Source organism: Peptoniphilus grossensis ph5 (genome assembly GCF_000311825.1).
Lineage (GTDB): Bacteria > Bacillota > Clostridia > Tissierellales > Peptoniphilaceae > Peptoniphilus_A > Peptoniphilus_A hominis.
In genome coordinates, this window is the sequence record NZ_HE978567.1 from 353,784 (window position 1) to 369,106 (window position 15,323).

A 15,323-nucleotide genomic window follows, 5' to 3' on the forward strand; every position below is an offset into this window, starting at 1 on the left:
GCCTACCTCTCTTTTTCAATTTCTTCAATGAATTTTATCCACTCTTCTTCTTTAACATCTAAGTCTCTAGCCTTTCTCAAAGCTACGCTTAAGCCTTTAGTCTTTAAAATATACTCTGGCAAATCAGGTGCCACCGTATTTCTTTGCTTTCCAGCTAAATCCATCATAATGGATGATTCTTCTTCATCCAAGTTTAATATTTTAGAAATTTGGTTCAACCTCTCTAAGTCAAAAGAATCTCTTTTTCCTTTCTCTACATCGCTTAGATACGGCGAGGAAATATTAAGCCTGTCCGCCATATCCTTTAAGGTGATTCTTAAATCCTTTCTCTTCTGAGAAATAAAATCCCCAAAAGTCAGTTCGTGATTGTTCATGATTACCTCCTATTACATTATTAGCTAATCTGCTAACTTGTTTATATTTTACAACTTATTAATTGATGTGTCAAGTCCTAATATCTATTCTGTCCACTCTCCCTATAAATATCTATCCTGTCTACACACCCCTACGATTTTTACTATTGATATGTTCCCACAAGGTATTTTTCAAATAGAAAAATGGCTTTTAAGATTTCTTTTAAAATCCTAAAAGCCATTGATTTCAACAGTTTTATAGCTTGTTATCTTATTTTCTTGACATCAATACTACAGTCTCAACGTGGCTTGAGTGGTCAGTATTGATAAAATTTGAAATTTCTCAAAAGCCTCGTATGCGGAAATATGTCCACTAATTAATTATAAACCTTTCTAGATATCTTTATAGTTTCCATGCTTACCAATTTTATTTCTGTAAGACCTTGAATTAATAGAACTTTCTGCTATAATATAAGTAAGGAACAAGCCCTTGCCATACGTGGCGGGGCGTTTTTTTATGAGGTGTGCATATGAGTAAACCGTTCAAAACTTATGATGAACAAATTGAAATACTCTCAAATAGAGGTTTAGACATTAATAATCCAGAATATGCTAAGATTATTTTATCACAAGTTAATTATTATAACCTTATCAATGGCTATAAAACTCCATTTTTAAATAATACATATTCTAATGGGGTAGAAGATGTATATAAAGCTGGTAGTAGTTTTGAAGAAATTTATGCTCTTCATGAAATGGATCGTGAATTAAAAGAAGTGGTTTTTTCTTCTCTGCTCCGTTTTGAGAAACTTCTAAAAACATCCTGTGCTTATCATTTTTCAGACTTATACAGAGATGGACTGTATCCTTACTTACAAATTGAAAATTATTCTGCATCAAAGCATCAGCTAAATTATGTTTTGAAAAATATAGGGACATTATCCAATGCCATAAGTAGAGAAAATAAAAATTCAAATGGCAAGAAACCTATTAAGCATTATATAAAAAAGCATGACCACATCCCTCTTTGGGTTCTTGTAAATTTCCTTACTTTAGGAAATATATCTTATTTTTATAATTCCCTAGGTGAATCTCTTCAAAATAAAATTGCTAAAGATTTTGGTGAGAGATATAAAGAAAGTTACCAGTCTAAAGAAAAAATTAGTAAGACTGAACTTATAGATATAATTAAAATCTGTAATTTTTTCAGAAATGTTTGTGCCCATGATGAAGTCATGTATTCATTCTCATTGAATAAAGCTGGTCAAACTGCTATTTTTGAAAAGTTTTTCAATGAAAATTATACTGGCAAAAATTTACATGATTTAATACTGGTCCTTAAACTAGTTATTCCCGAAAAAGAATACCAGTCTTTAATCTCATCAATTAGCTCCATCAAAAATAAATATGAGGGCAAATTTACTAGCATCTCAATTGATGATATATTTGAAATTTCAGGATTTTCTAATAAGTAGTTATTAACCTAGCTACTTATTTTTTATTTAATTACGATTATTTTCAATCGGTCATTGTAGTATTACACCAAATATATTGAGACTATAAGTTTAAACGATTTTAAAATCAAAAGACCCGACTTGGTCCTCTTTATACTAAGAGGCGTGTCGGGTACTGTTAGCTTTATTTTATATTTCAACTTCAAGTCCAGATTTAAATATTACTTTCAGTTTCTCTTCATAAACAACTATCTTGTCTACTAATTTCCTTACCAATTCTTCATCATAGCTTTCTATTTCTAATTCTTGATTGTCTAGAAACTCTTCTAATTCCATTAGTCTGCTTTGTTCATTCTTCTCTTCTGCCATATCTAGTAGTATCTTATCTTTTTCATTTCTTAACTCTTCCACCCTGTCTGCAAAGTCTGTGTAGTCTTTCTTGGCATTAGCTACTTTTAAAAGCTCTTCTTGAACCGCCAGCATTTCTTTGTCTATTTCTTCTATTCCACTACTTCCATTACCTGTGATGGCTTTTTCAATATTCTCTTTTATTGTTTCTTTTAATTCACTGCTTTCAGATATAAGTTGATTGATGGCTTCTACAACTGCCTCTTGTAGGTCTTCTTCTTTTATTGTTCTTGCATGGCAGGCATCTGGTCCATGGGTTACTCTTGTACAACACCTCCAAACAGTGTATTTTTTTCCTCTGTTATTCCATGCTATTCGCCTGTAAATATCTCCGCATTTAGAACAATAGACAATACTTGAAAGGGCATATTTACTCGAATAAATTCTTCTTTTCCCTTTACCACTTACCATATTAGCTCGTCTATCAATTTCTTCTTGGACTCGCATGAAGATTTCTTTAGGTATAATGGCTTCATGGCTATTTTCTACATAATATTGAGGTGCTATTCCATCATTCTTTACTCTCTTCTTATTCAGGAAATCTACAGTGTATGTTTTTTGTAAGAGGGCATCCCCCATATATTTCTCATTAGTTAATATTTGATTGAGGTTTGATACATGCCACTTCTTATTTCCTGCTCCATTTACTATCTTATCTTTTTCAAGTCCCACCTTTATATCTCTTAGGCTTGCTCCTTCCAAGTATTCTCTGTAGATCCTTTTTACTATTTTTGCTTCTTCAGGAACGATGACAAGTTTTCCCTCTTCGTCTTTTGTATAGCCTAAAAACCTATTATGATTTACTTGGACTTGCCCTTGTTGAAATCTATATTGAAAGCCTAACTTTACGTTTTGAGATAAGGACTGACTTTCCTGTTGAGCAAGAGATGCCATAATGGTAAGGAGGACTTCTCCCTTGGCATCCATAGTGTTGATGTTTTCTTTTTCAAAGTAAACTGGGATGTTATTCTCTTTTAGTTTTCTAATATACTTTAAGCAGTCTAGTGTATTTCTAGCAAACCTCGATATGGACTTTGTAATGATGTAGTCTATGTTTCCTTCCATGGCTTCTTCAATCATTTTATTAAAGCCAGCTCTTTTCTTGGTATAAGTTCCACTGATTCCTTCATCAGAAAAAACTCCCGCAAATTCCCAATCTGGATTTTTCTTAATATAGTTTGTGTAATGGTCTATTTGAGTGTCATAAGAAGTTGCCTGTTCATCGCTGTCCGTTGATACCCTTGCATAAGCTGCCACCCTTAGTTTCTTCTTTTCTGATTCCTTGATGGAATTTCCTTTTTTCTTCTTCGCTGGTATAACTATAACCTTGCTACTCATCATCTATCACCTCGATTAAATTGTACTGGTGGCTTGCTCGTTCAAAAGGATCTAGTGGTAGAATTCCTTCCTCTTTATACCTAAACTTGCATGGAACTTTAATAATCTCTTCTTCCTTTTCCCAAACTCGTCCCATGGCCACTGCCCTTTCTTTTAACATTTGACCTGCCTTTTCAAAGCTTTCTCTATCTATTATCTTGGGATAGATATCATTTCCTAAATACTTTTTATTGGTTAGGATTCTTTTTACACTGGAACTGTTTTTCTTTAAGCCTGCAAGGTCTGCACACTTTATAAGGGCATTTCCAGCAAGATAATTTTTAAAGATTTTTCTTATATTCTCTGCTTCTTTTTCTTCAATTTCTAATCTTCCGTCTCTTATGGTATAGCCATAGCATAGTCTAGACATCTTCTTTCACTTCCTCTCTTAATACAAGTCCACACTTTAAATGAAAATCAAGAGTCTCTCTATTGACAACCTGTATGTGTGCAATGATTACTTCAAACAAGTCATCTTCAAAGTGATCTATCATTTCACTTTTTCCTAAGATTTCTATTAATTTTTCAAGTTCTCTTATTTCTTCATCATTTCCAAGGATGGCTTTTTTAATTCTTTCCTTTTCCCTGAGTAGATGACTTTCTTCACTTGAAATTTCACTGCTTTCTTTTGCGTAAATACTTGCATCTAAAACTCCCGAAGTTATAAGTTTGTTTAGAACCTCTTTTCTTTCCCTTAGTTTTTCTAAGCTTTCTTCTGTTTTATTTATCTTCGCAACTTCTTTCTTGCTGTCCACTCTCTTTAAAGATTCTAAGAGTGGCATTAGAATTCTATCTTTTCCAAAGACTAGCTTGTTTACTAAAGTTATAAAAGCCACTTTTATGTCCTTGTCTTTTATAAACTTCATGGAGCACTTGTTGATATCTATTAGGTGTTCACTGCAAGTCCAAGCTATATATTTTTCTTTGCCATTATAGTGATGTCTTCTTTTAAAGCTTGAACCACACTCGCCACACTTTATTTTCCCCGATAGGCTATATCTATTTTGATATCTTTTGGTGTTTTTCCCATTTTCTTTTGCTATAGCCCTTATCTTTATTAGGCCTTGAACTTTCTGAAAGTCCTCTCTACTTACTATGGCTTCATGGTTGTCTATTATCTTATACTGGTCTTCTTCTCCCTTATTCTTGTGTCTCTTATAATTTTCATCTGTATAAGTTTTTTGGTAGATGACATCGCCTATATATTTTTCATTTTTTAAGATTCCGTTTATAGTCGACCCATGCCATTTTGCTCCTTTTTGTCCTTTAATCTTTCTTTTATTTAAGTCTTCTGCTATTTTGTGCGTTCCCTTACCTGAAAGATACTGTTCAAATATTTCTTTTATGATTTTTCCTTCTTCTTCATTCACTACCATCTTTCCGTCTATATTCTCATAGCCATAGGGTGGGCTTGATATAATAAAAGTTCCATTTTGAAATCTTTTCTTTATGGACCATTTGTTATTTTCTGAAATAGACCTGGATTCACTTTCTGCAAGGGATGAAAGTATGGATAGCATCAACTCACTTTCCATAGTTCTTGTATCAATGTTTTCTTTTTCAAAATAGATACCAATGTTTAAATCAAGGAGTCTTCTTACGATTTCCAGACAATCTGTTGTGTTTCTTGCAAGCCTTGAGATGGATTTAGTTAGGATAAAATCTATCTTTCCATTCTCACAATCTTTTAGCATTTTTAGAAGTCCATCCCTGCATTCTTTCTTTGTTCCAGTAATGCCTTCGTCAAAGTATAGACCTGCAAAAGTATATGATGCATTTTCAGATATCATCTTTTCGTAGTGTGCTTTCTGCGTTTTAAGACTCACAAGCTGAGCTTCCTCGTCTGTAGATACTCTTGCATAGGCAGCAACTCTTAATATAGATTCTTCTTTTTGATTTGCTCCTATTTTTGTTATCTTTTTCATCGTCTCACCTCTCTTTCTCATAGTGCTATATTCCCGTACAAATGAGTATATATCAAGTCTTATAGCAATAATTCTGAAAGAATAGGTCTTAATTTTTTAATGTTTTCTCTCCTAATTTTCCTATATTCTTCAAGGCTAATTTCATCTAAAAGAAATAGGTCTTGGATGAATTTATCCGATAGATAGAAATTAAGCTCTGCCTTTAAATCTCTTTCCAAATATTCAGTCTTTATAATTTCTTGTCTACCTTCAAACTTTTCTACTCTCATACTCCACCTCCTATATCACAGGCAAAGAAATTAAGGCTATTTTTAACCTTAATTTTCTTTCCTCTATATTCCTTAGGACAAATGGAGTAGTTTTGAGTAAAAATTAAATAATTAAAAAATTTAGATGAAAAAAGACCTATCAGTATTCCTGTACGAATACCAATAGGTCAAATATAATATTTGATTTTTATGTAATGATTCTGTTCTTTAAGGAGGGTCTCAAACTTTCTCTATTTGGATACAATTTAATGCTTTATTTTTAGAATGAATTTTTGTGATTTTGCACATCCCTTTTTAAAAGTGTTAAAAGGTATGTAAAATATTGATTTTTATCTACCAATATCAGATGAGTATTCTTTTACTATAAGGTTTTCTGTTTTTCAGTCTTCATGTATGCTTGTAAGTTCAAGGAACAAAAAAAGAGGACTCCTGCTCTTGGGCATGGTTAGTCCTCTAAAATGAAAGAAACTCTTTCTGATAAGAATTATATTTAATTTTTTAACTGAGTTATCTAGCTTATAAACAGAATAAACCAAAGAAAAAAGGTAAATTTACTTTAATTATCATTACTTGCATATTTTCCTCCATTCTTTTAAATAAACCCACTTATTATTCATTACTTGAATTTTTCAAACTAATTTTATCCATCCTATTTAATTCCCCAGACATCATTACTACACCAGCTATTATCATAATTAAATCTACAAGTGGTTCTGCAAACCATACTGCTTTAACTCCAAATATCATTGGTAAAATAATCATGGCAGGTACGAATAAAAATAACTGTCTTAGCATTACTATTATGCCGGCTTTTTTAGCGTTTCCTATTGATTGGAAGAATGTTATAGTCATTACCATTACTCCATATAGGATAAAGATAGAATAAAATAGTCTAAAGTTTCCTATTCCCTGAGTTATAATACTTTCTTCTACTCCAAATAAAGACAGAATATTCTTTGAAAATGCTAATGCTGGTATCCAAAATATTGATGCAAGAACTAATCCTCCGATAGAAAATACTTTCATAGCTTCTTTTACTCTGTCGTATTTTTTCGCTCCAAAATTTGTACCAACTACAGGTTGTAAACCTTGACTCATTCCCCAAAGTGGAATGAATGAAAAGGCATATATTCTAAGTGTTGCTGCCATCAAGATAGCATTTGTATCTCCGCCATATTTAAATGACATTTTATATAGCATTGTTTGTTGAATCATAAATAAAATTTGCATCATCATAGCAGATGACCCTACGCCAAACATTTCTTTTTTTATTTCCTGATCAGGTTTGATTTTATTTATTTTTACTGCTTTACTTTTATATTTGAAGTAATGGAGTGTTATTATCGCTTGAACAAATTGTGCTGTAATAGTTGCAAGTGCAGCCCCTTCTATTGCGTATCTTCCCATTAATTTCATTAGAATTGGATCAAGAATTATGTTTAAAAAAGCCCCTAGCCCCATAATGAGCATTGCTTTTTTCATTAATCCTTCTCCACGCATAACCATGTTTGCTGATTGAGTAAAGTTTACAAATAGAGAACCAATGAAAATTACTCGTAAATATCTGATACCATATTCTTTAATTTCTCCACTTGCTCCAACCATATCTAAAAAATGTGGTGCAAGTAAAATTCCGCCTATTGTAATAATTGATGAGAATAGGATAACCCAAAAGATTAAATTCCCCATAATTTTATCAACTGTTTTTTGGTCACCCTTTCCTATAGCTCTTGATAAAACTGATGCTGAACCTACACCTATGAGTGTAGATACTCCACTATTAAAAAAGGTAAGTGGCATAGCTACACCACAAGCTGTCATTGCTGTTTGTCCTATAATATTTCCTGCAAAAATTCCATCCATTAGTGGATAAAGACCTATTACTATCATTCCTATTACAGCAGGGACAGATAATTGAAAAAGTAAATCTATGGGTCTTTTTGTTAATAATTGTTCTTTCATATCTTGTTTCATAAAATCATCCTCTATTAAATTTTATTCAATTTTCCAACCAGTAGCTTTTTCTCTTTTCTCAATAAAACTCTTGTATATGTGTGATTTTTCCATAAGCTCTTTATGTTTACCAATACTTTCAATATTTCCTTTATCCATAACAACAATTTGATCAGCATTTTTAATAGTTTCAAGTTTATGTGCAATCACAATTACAGTTTTATCTTTTAACAAATTGTTTAAAGCAGTTATAAGTTGTTGTTCATTTTCTGGATCTACACTTGAAGTAGCTTCGTCAAGAATAACAATTCTGCTTGGTTTTAGCATAGCTCTTGCTATAGATATTCTCTGACGCTCTCCTCCAGATAAATTTGAACCACCCTCTTGTAAAACTGTGTCATAACCATCTGACAACTTCATAATAAATTCATGACACTGTGCTTGCTTAGCAACATTAATAACTTCCTCATCACTAGCTTCTGGATTTCCGAACTTAATGTTGTTTTTTATAGTGTCATCAAATAAATAGACGTCTTGAAAAACAAAAGTGAAATTAGATAACAGATTGTCATACCTAAAATCTTTTATGTTAATATCATCAATCAATATTTCTCCAGAATCTACATCCCAAAATCTAGCTATCAAATTACAAAGTGTTGTTTTTCCACTTCCAGAACCACCTACAATTGCTGTAGTCTTACCTTTTGGAATATCTAAATTTAAACGGTTAAATAAGTTCTGTTCGTCATATGAGAAGTCAACGTCCTTTAGATTTATATCTCCTTTTTCAAAGCTTGTTCTTGTGCCTTCTGAAATTGTTGGTAAATTCCTAAGTTTAGCAATTGAATCCAAGTTTTGTATAGCTATTCCTCTAACGTTTTGCATACTTCCAGCCATTTCAAAACCAGAAAAAACAATAAAACTAGACACTACAAGCATTACAGCTTTATAGTGATCAATTTCTCCTATACAAAATCTATAAATAGCTGAAAATATAATAAGACAAATCCCTAATTTAAATATAATTAGAAATATCAAAGCAGCAGGTGCTACAGTTTTTTCAACATTTATAAAGCCTCTTCTATTTTTATAAATCTCTCTGTCCAATTCTTTGGTCATTTCACCACTTTTTCCAAACGACTTAATGACGCTAATACCTTTGACATACTCTAAAGTAGATGCGTTTAGATTTATTTTTAACGCTTGTAATTTTTTAGTCAACTCATCTGATTTCTTTTGAAAGATAACATTGCATAACATTCCTAAGAATAAAGTTCCTAAAATTATAGAACCTGTAACTATATCAAACGGAATCATAAATATCGCCATTATTATAGTTTGAATTACTCCCACAAATAAAGTTTCTATTATATTAACTCCTACGGTTTCAAGTTCACCTATAACTGTGGTTAATCCGCCTGAAATGTTTCCAAGGCGATTACTGCTAAAATATCCCATATTCACTTTTTTTAGCTGATCACCTATATATAGCCTATTTTCTGCTCCCATATTGTAAGTTGCGATGTATTTATTTCTATCAGCCATATAACTAGATAATATTTTCCCTACTACACTTAGTAGAGCTATTGCAAATACGACATAGATGTCTTCTTGTGTAATATTTCTTCCTTCAAATATATTTTGAAATATTTTAAGTAAAAGCAACATTGTAGCTCCAAGGGATATTCCTTCAAATATACTTTTTAATACTTCAAAGAAAAACATCTTGCTAATTTTGGAAGATTCTTTTCCAGCTACCCAATATAACTTGTGAATTAATTCTTTCATTTACTCACCCCTATCGTTTGATAAACTTATGTGTGATTTCCACATTTTTGCATATGTTTCACTTTTTCCAAGAAGTTCTTTATGAGTTCCTTCTGCTTCAATTTCCCCATTGTTTAATACTATGATCTTATCGGCTCCTATTATTGTAGAAAGCCTATGAGCAATCATAATAACCGTTTTATTTTCAACTAATGCATCTATAGATTTTTGAATTTCAGCTTCATTATCTGGATCAGAATATGCTGTAGCTTCGTCTAATAAAACTATTGGGCTATCTTTAAGCAAAGCTCTTGCTATTGTAAGTCTTTGTCTCTCTCCTCCAGACAAGTTGCTCCCAGATTCTCCAATTATGGTTTCATATCCATTAGGAAGACTCATAATAAAGTCATGACAAGAAGCTTTTTTACAAGCGTCTTTTATTTCTTCAATACTAGCATTTTGATTTGCCATTCTCATATTATCTATAATACTTTTTCTAAATAGATAATTTTCTTGTGATACATAGGTTACAAGTTCCATGTTCTTTTCAAGAGAAACATCTTTAAGATTTACATTTCCTACGGATATTTTCCCTTTATTAATGTTCCAATATCCCGCAATTAGCTTAGCAATAGTGGATTTTCCACCGCCAGAATAACCAACAATAGCTGTAAGTTTATTTTCTTTTGCACTAAAGGATAAGTTATCAAAAACTTTTTTCTTATCATTATAGGCAAAACATACATTTTCAAAATTAATATCGTATGATCTTATTTTTTCCTCTCCATTACCTCGTTCTAACTCTGGTAACTCCATAACATTTTTTATTTCATCTATTACAACTCTTACATTCGCCATAGTATCCATATGACTCATAGCTTTAATCAAAGGTTTGTAGCAGGCATAAGATAATAAAACACACATTATTAGATTGCCTACTTCAATACTTCCATTCATATACAAGTATAAAGAAGTTGGTAAAACAAATAATAAAGTTGATGGTAAAACTTCCATTGCTGCTGTCATATAGAAACAAACACTTAAATACCAATTTAGCATACTGTCTCTATTACTATTTACAGCATCTACAAATTTTCCATATGATGATGCAGATTTATTGAATGCCTTTATAACTTGAATACCTCTAATATATTCAACAGCTGTTGTATTCATGTTTTTTGCGGCTTCTTGATAATTTCGTGATTTTTCTTCATATCCACCCATCATTAGAATTGAAAATAACACCCCTAGTGGTAATGTAATAAGATTTGCAATTCCAATCCTCCAATCCATTATAAAAATAATAACTACTAAAGCGATTGGAATGATAAGATTAGCTATTACTTCAGGAATAACATGAGCTATCGGTTGCTCAATTTTATTCAAAGTTTCTACCATAAACTGAGTCCATTCTCCACTAGATCGTTTTTCAATCTCTCCCATTGATAATCTATTAATTTTTCTTACAAGTTTCTTCCTCTCATCCTCTATTATGCGAAATGCTAAATTGTGAGAAATTAAAGTTGAAATCTCATGAAAAATAACACTTCCTATTAACCCACCTAAAATAAGCAAAATTGGTCTTATATAGAATTCTAAATCTGTATTACTAATTGCTATATTTTGAGTAATCTTAGCTAAAGCAAAATATGGTACAACACTACAAAAAACACCAATTACAGCAATAATAACTGATGATAAAATTTGTCCTATATGCTTTTTTAAAACTTCCATTACGCACCTCCTAAATTATTTAGCCTCCATAGCTCTTAACAGCTGTCCTATATTATCAATATAAAAATCTTCTGTTATTATCCCATTCTCTAGTTTTACAAGTCTATCACACGTCTTTGCTATAAATTCAATATCATGAGAAATTATCAAAAATTTTGTTCCTTTTTTTTGTTCCTCTTTGATTAATCTCCCCACCTTATCCATACTCCTGAAATCAAGCCCTGATGTCGGCTCATCCAATATAATAAAAGGTGTTTCTCTCAACATAGCTACGCATAGAACCAATCTCTGTTTTTGACCACCTGATAAAGTCGCTGGATGCTTATCTCTTATATCAAATAATCCAACTTTTTTTAAAAGTTCCTCTGCTTTCGTGATATAATCTTCTCTATTTTTTAACCCAGTTAATAATTCATCCATCAAATCTTCCCCAAATAATTGAGAGTCTAAATCTTGAGGAATATACCACACTTTGCTTAACCTCATCTTTTTATTAGCTTTGAGTCCATTTATCTTTATTTCTCCATCAGTCTGATTTTGAATCCCAGAATAAATTTTACCGAGTGTACTTTTACCTGTTCCATTTATTCCTACTAAAGCAATAGTCTCATTGCTATCAAATTTAAGTGACACATCTTTTAGTACGAAATTATTTTTATATTTTTTACTAATATTTTTCACCTCAAAATCAAAAGAATTGTCACTACTAATTTCTTTTTCTTTAACTTTGTGGTCATCTACAACAATATCATTAAGATTTATTGAGCGTAAGCCCAATGCATTTAAGTCTTTTGAACTGATTTTTTCAAATTCTTCTGCTTTATAACTATTTATTAAAGATCCATTTTGTATCAATAAATACCTATCAGCTATTCCTTTTAAATAAAATAACCTATGCTCAACAATTACTATAGTTTTTCCTTCATTTTTTAAGTCCATTACAAGTTTTGAAAATTTATATATTGATTTCAAATCAAGATTTGCAGATGGTTCATCAAATACATAAATAGATGGTTCAATGGCTCTTGCTGAACAAATTGCTACTTTTTGCCTAATTCCATAGGATAAATTGTATATCCTATTATTTAGCAATTTATCAATATTCATTTTCTCACTTGATTCATTTACTCTTCTTATTATTTCATCACGCTTATATCCCAAATTTTCCGGTCCAAATGCAATTTCTCCATTAACTTCATTGGCAAAAAATTGGCTTCTAGGATCTTGAAATACATTACCGACTAACTTTGCTATTTCCCAGGATTTTAAATTTCTAATAGATTTGCCGTCAACAAATACTTCTCCATCTAAATTTCCTTCGTAAAAATTTGGAATCAAGCCATTTATAGTTCTTGTTAAAGTAGACTTTCCACATCCAGACTCCCCTATAATTACACAACATTCACCATCTTTAATGTCTAAATTTATATCTTTCAACTGTTCATCTTTATTGCTATTATACGAAAAAGATAATTTTCTAATTTCCAGTTTATTATTCAATGATGCACCTCTCATATAAGACATAATATAAATAAAACAAAGCTTGCAGTTATTATAATTATGTCTAATTTACACAACTTGTTACTATAATATGAATCCCTTTTTATTGGGTTTTCAATTCCTCTAACAATCGCTGCTGCTGATAATTCATCTCCTACTTTTATAGAACGAAAAATTAAAGGAACTATAGCATATTCAAGAGTCCTCAAAGGATTTGATAAAATATGAAAAAAGTTACCTGTAAATCCCCTTACTTTCATAGCTTCTTTTATTGTTCTAAATTCCCCAGCAATTGTTGGTACAAATCGAATAATTACCGTTAATATAAGTACAAAATTTCGTGGCAACATTAATTTGTGAAATATTGAAATTAATTTTCCTGATGGTATCTTAAAAGTTAAAAATCCTGCCATGATTGGAACTATGAATTTATACAACATTCCCAAAAGCATTGGAGAAATTATAACTACACCACTAGGTATCATTTTTAATAACCAAAATGTAGTAAAACTATATATCATAAAATAAATAATGCTCTGCTTGATAAAACCAAAATATGCTAAAAGCATACAAAGCCATCCTACAAACAGAGCATGCATATAGTAACTTTTTGTAAATATTGACACCATACAGGAAATTATAGTTAAAAAAAGACAAGTTATTCCACTTATTTTTTCTATTTTCATTTCCCATATATCTCCATTTACTCTAAAATACCCGCCTTTTTAAAGTGCTTTTTAAGAATTTTTTGTGCAAACAAAACACCTAAAGCAGATAATATAACGGTTATTGTTACACCTAATAATAGTAGTTTTGGTGAAGATACCAAATTATATTGCAATGTTAATGTCTTATCTGCAAACCCACTCTCTAAAGCTTGCTTTTGATAAGATTCCCAAGCTATCCAACATGGAACTCCTATTCCCATGAACATACCAGCACCATAAACACTCCAGCCAATCATATTTCTTATTGGATTTATATAAGTATCTTTGCCTATCATTACTATTTCACACAAAATAGCAAGTCCAATAAAATATGGAAGCATAAACACATAACCCATAGCTGCTGTGATAAGACCATAAATTAATATCCATATAAATAATAGCCCGTGTTTATTAAGTCTGTTAGCTGCTACTAAGTAGAAAATAGCTCCTATAAACATTTCAATTCCAGCAGTACCATAAATATATACAACTGGAACAGCAACCATACTCATTCCAATAACAATAGAAATTGCATAAAATAAAGCAATCATAATAGCTACTGTTACTACATCTTTTGTAGTCATTTTTTTATTGTTCATAAAACACCTCCGTTAATTAATAAAATGTACATAGAATGTGTATAGAGAATATTTACAAAAAAATATCCATCTCAACTTTATTATAAAGTAAGATGGATATTTTCTTTATAACCTGACAGCTCTTTATTTGCTCTAAAAAGGTCAGATGGATTTTTTTCTATATTCTTGAGGAGTTTGCCCAAAATGTTTTTTGAATGACTCAGAAAATTTACTAGGATTCAAATATCCTGACAAATCAGAAATCTCTCCTATCGACATTAAGGGTTTATGAATTAATAATTTAGCAGCGGCTTCTAAACAATTTTCCCTAATAAAATTACCTATTGAGCTTCCAGTTATGTATATAAAACATCTCTTCAAACTGGATTCTGAAATAGCATATTTTTTTGATAAATCAGAAATAGAATATCTTTCAAAAGGATTATTTAAAATCGTCTTATATGATTCTACAGTTGCTTTATATACTGGTTCTGAAAAAGACGTTAACTTAAATGTATCTGAACTTTCAACTAAATTTAAAAATAATAACAACTCTATTGTTTTTATAATTGAATAAGAAAGTCTTATTCTAGAATCTACTCTATAAAGTTCACTAATAACATGGTCTATCTCATGACGTGAATGAATAATTAAAGCTGCACCATTTTTACATAAACGGTCTTTTATTTCTAACAAATCAATTTTTGCATACGGAAAGTATTTATCAATAGAATTTTGTGCCTTTTCAATATCAATAAATATTGAAAGTCCCACATATTTTTTTGTTGGTATGCACGAATCTTCAAAAGGAACTTTGCCTATTTCGATTACACTTAGATCGCCTTTACCTATCAGAGCGCGTTCATTATTTTCAAGTTTAAACTCATAACATCCCTCTAAACAATGATCTATTTCTAAAACCCCGCTTTTAGGATTTATTTTTTGATATGCTGTCTCCATATTTAGGTTATTATAAGATAATTGAACACCTTCAAATAAATTGTAGCAACGCATTTCACCACAGCCAGTAGAATTTTCAATTGTATAAATTTTACATTCATCAGTAACCTTTTTTTCAGAAAAAATATATCCTTCAAGTACATTTTCTATAATATCTTCATGATTTAATTCCAAAACTCTACCTCCTAATGCATCATAATAATTAATTAAATTATACCCAAAAATTAGATTTTATACTAAAAATACACTATAGCATATTAATCGTACATCTATATTTTAAGCTTTTCTATTAGATACAAACATTTCAATTTTATGGTATAATGGTAATAATTAAATAA

13 protein-coding genes are annotated in these 15,323 nt (G+C 30.8%); 1 reads left to right on the forward strand and 12 read right to left on the reverse strand.

The features are described from left to right. Positions 1-2 precede the first annotated feature (2 nt). Positions 3-374, reverse strand: a complete 372-nt coding sequence (locus HGPG_RS05990) for a helix-turn-helix domain-containing protein (protein ID WP_019125153.1) — start codon at positions 372-374, stop codon at positions 3-5. 509 nt (positions 375-883) lie between these two features. Here HGPG_RS05990 and HGPG_RS05995 point away from each other — a divergent pair. Further along, positions 884-1,828 (forward strand): Abi family protein, encoded by a 945-nt coding sequence (locus tag HGPG_RS05995; protein WP_019125154.1) that lies wholly within the window; start codon positions 884-886, stop codon positions 1,826-1,828. Between the two features lie 168 nt (positions 1,829-1,996). Here HGPG_RS05995 and HGPG_RS06000 read toward each other — a convergent pair whose 3' ends face one another. From HGPG_RS06000 to HGPG_RS06050, 11 genes are all read right to left on the reverse strand, one after another. Then, positions 1,997-3,553, reverse strand: coding sequence for a recombinase family protein (locus HGPG_RS06000; protein WP_019125155.1), 1,557 nt, complete (start codon positions 3,551-3,553; stop codon positions 1,997-1,999). Next, positions 3,546-3,962, reverse strand: coding sequence for a recombinase family protein (locus HGPG_RS06005; RefSeq protein ID WP_019125156.1), 417 nt, complete (start codon positions 3,960-3,962; stop codon positions 3,546-3,548). The genes HGPG_RS06000 and HGPG_RS06005 overlap by 8 nt, the downstream gene beginning before the upstream one ends. After that, positions 3,955-5,517 (reverse strand): recombinase family protein, encoded by a 1,563-nt coding sequence (locus HGPG_RS06010; RefSeq protein ID WP_019125157.1) that lies wholly within the window; start codon positions 5,515-5,517, stop codon positions 3,955-3,957. The genes HGPG_RS06005 and HGPG_RS06010 overlap by 8 nt, the downstream gene beginning before the upstream one ends. A gap of 59 nt (positions 5,518-5,576) precedes the next feature. Beyond that, entirely contained in the window at positions 5,577-5,786 is a 210-nt protein-coding gene (locus HGPG_RS06015; protein WP_019125158.1) for an SHOCT domain-containing protein, read from the reverse strand. A 609-nt stretch (positions 5,787-6,395) separates the two neighbouring features. After that, complete coding sequence (locus HGPG_RS06020) at positions 6,396-7,760, reverse strand: MATE family efflux transporter (RefSeq protein WP_019125159.1); 1,365 nt, start codon at positions 7,758-7,760, stop codon at positions 6,396-6,398. Between the two features lie 21 nt (positions 7,761-7,781). Next, entirely contained in the window at positions 7,782-9,527 is a 1,746-nt protein-coding gene (locus tag HGPG_RS06025) for an ABC transporter ATP-binding protein (RefSeq protein WP_019125160.1), read from the reverse strand. Then, a complete protein-coding gene (locus HGPG_RS06030) occupies positions 9,528-11,240 on the reverse strand; it encodes an ABC transporter ATP-binding protein (protein ID WP_007891092.1) in 1,713 nt (570 codons plus the stop codon). A 15-nt stretch (positions 11,241-11,255) separates the two neighbouring features. Then, complete coding sequence (locus tag HGPG_RS06035) at positions 11,256-12,764, reverse strand: ABC transporter ATP-binding protein (RefSeq protein ID WP_036731713.1); 1,509 nt, start codon at positions 12,762-12,764, stop codon at positions 11,256-11,258. Then, positions 12,752-13,426: an energy-coupling factor transporter transmembrane component T family protein gene (locus HGPG_RS06040; protein WP_000687642.1), complete on the reverse strand. Its 675-nt coding sequence runs from the start codon at positions 13,424-13,426 to the stop codon at positions 12,752-12,754. The genes HGPG_RS06035 and HGPG_RS06040 overlap by 13 nt, the downstream gene beginning before the upstream one ends. A gap of 17 nt (positions 13,427-13,443) precedes the next feature. Beyond that, a complete protein-coding gene (locus HGPG_RS06045) occupies positions 13,444-14,046 on the reverse strand; it encodes an MptD family putative ECF transporter S component (protein WP_001060382.1) in 603 nt (200 codons plus the stop codon). Positions 14,047-14,187: 141 nt separating this feature from the next. Beyond that, complete coding sequence (locus HGPG_RS06050; protein ID WP_019125162.1) at positions 14,188-15,159, reverse strand: helix-turn-helix domain-containing protein; 972 nt, start codon at positions 15,157-15,159, stop codon at positions 14,188-14,190. Between the last annotated feature and the right edge of the window lie 164 nt (positions 15,160-15,323).

Coding starts and splice junctions, on each gene's coding strand:
- HGPG_RS05990 (WP_019125153.1), bottom strand. CDS start 374: ATGAACAATCACGAACTGACTTTTGGGGATTTTATTTCTCAGAAGAGA.
- HGPG_RS06025 (WP_019125160.1), bottom strand. CDS start 9,527: ATGAAAGAATTAATTCACAAGTTATATTGGGTAGCTGGAAAAGAATCT.
- HGPG_RS06015 (WP_019125158.1), bottom strand. CDS start 5,786: ATGAGAGTAGAAAAGTTTGAAGGTAGACAAGAAATTATAAAGACTGAA.
- HGPG_RS06005 (WP_019125156.1), bottom strand. CDS start 3,962: ATGTCTAGACTATGCTATGGCTATACCATAAGAGACGGAAGATTAGAA.
- HGPG_RS06035 (WP_036731713.1), bottom strand. CDS start 12,764: ATGTCTTATATGAGAGGTGCATCATTGAATAATAAACTGGAAATTAGA.
- HGPG_RS06020 (WP_019125159.1), bottom strand. CDS start 7,760: ATGAAACAAGATATGAAAGAACAATTATTAACAAAAAGACCCATAGAT.
- HGPG_RS06045 (WP_001060382.1), bottom strand. CDS start 14,046: ATGAACAATAAAAAAATGACTACAAAAGATGTAGTAACAGTAGCTATT.
- HGPG_RS06040 (WP_000687642.1), bottom strand. CDS start 13,426: ATGAAAATAGAAAAAATAAGTGGAATAACTTGTCTTTTTTTAACTATA.
- HGPG_RS05995 (WP_019125154.1), top strand. CDS start 884: ATGAGTAAACCGTTCAAAACTTATGATGAACAAATTGAAATACTCTCA.
- HGPG_RS06000 (WP_019125155.1), bottom strand. CDS start 3,553: ATGAGTAGCAAGGTTATAGTTATACCAGCGAAGAAGAAAAAAGGAAAT.
- HGPG_RS06010 (WP_019125157.1), bottom strand. CDS start 5,517: ATGAAAAAGATAACAAAAATAGGAGCAAATCAAAAAGAAGAATCTATA.
- HGPG_RS06030 (WP_007891092.1), bottom strand. CDS start 11,240: ATGGAAGTTTTAAAAAAGCATATAGGACAAATTTTATCATCAGTTATT.